This window comes from Salmonella sp. SAL4457 (assembly GCF_046548235.1).
GTDB classification, from domain to species: Bacteria; Pseudomonadota; Gammaproteobacteria; order Enterobacterales; family Enterobacteriaceae; genus Salmonella; species Salmonella enterica.
Map to the genome: position 1 here is coordinate 1 of NZ_JBGDZO010000446.1, position 274 is coordinate 274.

General features: G+C 66.1%; 1 protein-coding gene. It reads right to left on the minus strand.

Features of this window, described 5'->3' with window-relative positions; translation table 11 throughout:
- The coding region (locus ACLJNW_RS25000) for an amidohydrolase family protein (RefSeq protein ID WP_410961328.1) at positions 1 to 274 on the minus strand (274 nt) is incomplete at both ends.

The following is a 274-nucleotide window of genomic DNA, read 5'->3' on the forward strand; positions in this document are numbered from 1 at the left end:
GAACAGGTTGGAACTGGGACAGTGCGCCAGCGCCGCGTTCTTGTGCGCCAGGCAGCGGCATTCGCGTTCGGAGAGATGGATGCCATGGGCGAACACGCTGCGTTCGCCGACCAGGCCGGCGCGATGATAGACGTCCAGGTAGTCCTGCGCCTGGGGAAACAGCTCGCCGACCCAGGCGACTTCCTTGAGGTTCTCCGAAAGATGGGTGTGCAGGTAGACGCCGGGATACTCGTCCAGCAGGCGCGCCGCCGCGGCCAGTTGCTCGGGCGAGGAG